The sequence below is a fragment of the Mycobacterium sp. TH-M15 genome, assembly GCF_057473705.1.
The window spans coordinates 1-2121 of sequence record NZ_JBYCLB010000582.1; the positions used below are offsets into that span (position 1 = coordinate 1).

The 2121-nt window shown below is 71.0% G+C and carries 3 protein-coding genes; 2 read left to right on the forward strand and 1 reads right to left on the reverse strand.

Annotated features, from left to right (window positions below; all coding sequences use genetic code 11):
* Window positions 1-61: 61 nt before the first annotated feature.
* Entirely contained in the window at window positions 62-688 is a 627-nt protein-coding gene (locus AC2VNT_RS14335) for a hypothetical protein (protein WP_486947491.1), read from the reverse strand.
* A 177-nt stretch (window positions 689-865) separates the two neighbouring features.
* Between AC2VNT_RS14335 and AC2VNT_RS14340 the strand changes: the two genes are divergently transcribed.
* Together AC2VNT_RS14340 and AC2VNT_RS14345 are read left to right on the forward strand one after the other, a co-directional pair.
* A complete protein-coding gene (locus AC2VNT_RS14340) occupies window positions 866-1549 on the forward strand; it encodes a hypothetical protein (RefSeq protein WP_486947492.1) in 684 nt (227 codons plus the stop codon).
* A gap of 109 nt (window positions 1550-1658) precedes the next feature.
* Window positions 1659-2121: hypothetical protein (locus tag AC2VNT_RS14345; protein WP_486947493.1), on the forward strand; the 463-nt coding region annotated here is incomplete at its 3' end.

A 2121-nucleotide genomic window follows, 5' to 3' on the forward strand; every position in this document is an offset into this window, starting at 1 on the left:
GCTTCCCGGGCGGCGACAACGGGATCGATCCCCGGGGCGCCCACCAGGGCGCGCCCCTGCGCTATCCCACCGGGTAGCCGTCGATGCGCAGATCCTCGTACACCATCGGCGCCAGCTCCCCCGCCAGCCGGTGGTGAGGGCCATCCGGTAGCGGCAGCTGGTCCTCGAGGCGCGCGATCAGCAGGTAGGCCGCCTTGATGCGGAACATCTCCGAAAACCGCGGGGCCGGCCACACCATCTCGGCCAGGGCCTCGATCTGCTCGCCCGGCTCGGCGCGGTAGCGGGCGTTGTTCCAGCGCAGGTTCCACGGCACCTGGCTGGCCGGGACCGGCTGATGCAGCGGCGGGTCGACCGGGACCGTCTGGTCGGGCGGTTCCTCGATCAGCTCGTAGAGTTCCTGGCGCACGATCGTCTCCCGCGCGTTCTGCAGCGCGCCGCGGCGCAGCGCCGCGGTCGTCAGGTAGTCCGGGTGCGCGCCGTGGCGTTGAGTCCATTGCTGGATCGCCGCGGCGGCCAGGTCATCGGCCAGCGCGGTCGCCATCCGATCCAATCGGGCCGCCACCTCGCCCAGGTGCCGGCGGCGGTGGTCCTCGGTCCACTCCGGGGGCAGATCCAGCCAGTCGCGGTACACCTCGTGGACCGCTTGCTGCATCCATGCGGTCACCGCCGGTGTCAGGGTCGTCCCCACAAGCCGCTCCTTCGCTGATCCCGCGGTTTCCCGTCATCTGCCCGTTCACGTCCGTGCTCATGATCGGCCGTTTGACCCGCACCCCCGGTTTTCGAGCCTCGCCCGCACATCACACCTCTTGCACTAAGGTCACGTAATGCTAACATAACGTCCTGACGAATTGTGGAACGGGGGGCGGTGGGCGACGACCCGGCGGTATTGGCGGCGCGCACGGACACCGAACGGGTGTGCCCGCGCTGCGGGACGACGTTCGACATGCCGGGCAAAGGGCGGGGCCGACGCCCGCTGTGGTGCTCGCCGCGATGCCGGCGGGCCGCCTCGGCCGAGCGGATCGCCGCCACGCGGGCCGGGGCGGCGGTGCGGGTGATCGAGGTGCCCCGCGCGCACCGACCCGACGCCGATGCGCGCCTGCCCATCCCGTCCATGCACACGCTGGCGCGGTTGTTTTTGAGTTCGGACTACCAGTGCAAAACCCTCCTGGATTTCCTGGCGCACCGCTACAGCACGGGCGCGATCAGCGAAGAGCTGCGGGCGGCGATGCAGCGGTTCGCCGCCTCGGTACACCTGCACCAAGCCCTGTCCCAGGACCCGGCCTATGCGCGGGCCCGTGACGAGGTCCAGCGGCTGCGGGAGCATCTTCGCCGTGATGCGCAGCGTGCCGCCGACCGTGACCACGAGTTAGCGCGGCTGCGCGGTGAGGCCGCGCAGGCGGCGGTGTTGCGGGCGCGGGTCGCCGAACTGGAAGCCGAACTGGACGCCACCGCCGACTGGCGGCCACCCGAGCCGCCGGGCCAGCACCAGGCGGCGCTGAGCCGCCAACAGCGCCGCGCCGCCGCCCGCGCCGCCGCCAAAACCCACTAACCCGGCGGATACCAGCATGTCGGTCAGACAGGCGCGTGGCGGCGGCTTCTGGCATGCTGATCACCCGGGAAGGACAGGCGGGGCGGGCGGGCCGAACGTGGAGAGTGCGATGACCGTCGCCGATCTGGCAGCGGTTATCGCACTCCGCTGGCAGCGTCTTCAACGGCCAGATCGCCAGTCGGCTCGACACCGAGAACTTCCTACGCGGGGTGTCGGTAAGGATCGTGTCACCAGGTACAAACGGGCTGGCTGCGCCGACCTCGTCCGCGCGATCACCGGCCGCGATGATCGACCCCAGACCGTGCACCACGTCGCCGCCACCACCGGCCGCGGCCAACTACCCGACCGCGTAGCCCGCTTCACCGCCAAACGCGACCATGACATCGCCCGCCGACGCGGCGCCGACCGGGCCTGGACCGGCCACCAAGCCCGCGAACAAGCCGAACAAAACCGCTGGCTCCACGAATACCTCGACCGCGCCGGCATGGCTGCGCCCGCACTGATGCCTAGCGCACGCCTACGGCACATAGTCGCAGTCGTCGGTGTCGTCGCCGCCGCCGCGACGGGCGCTT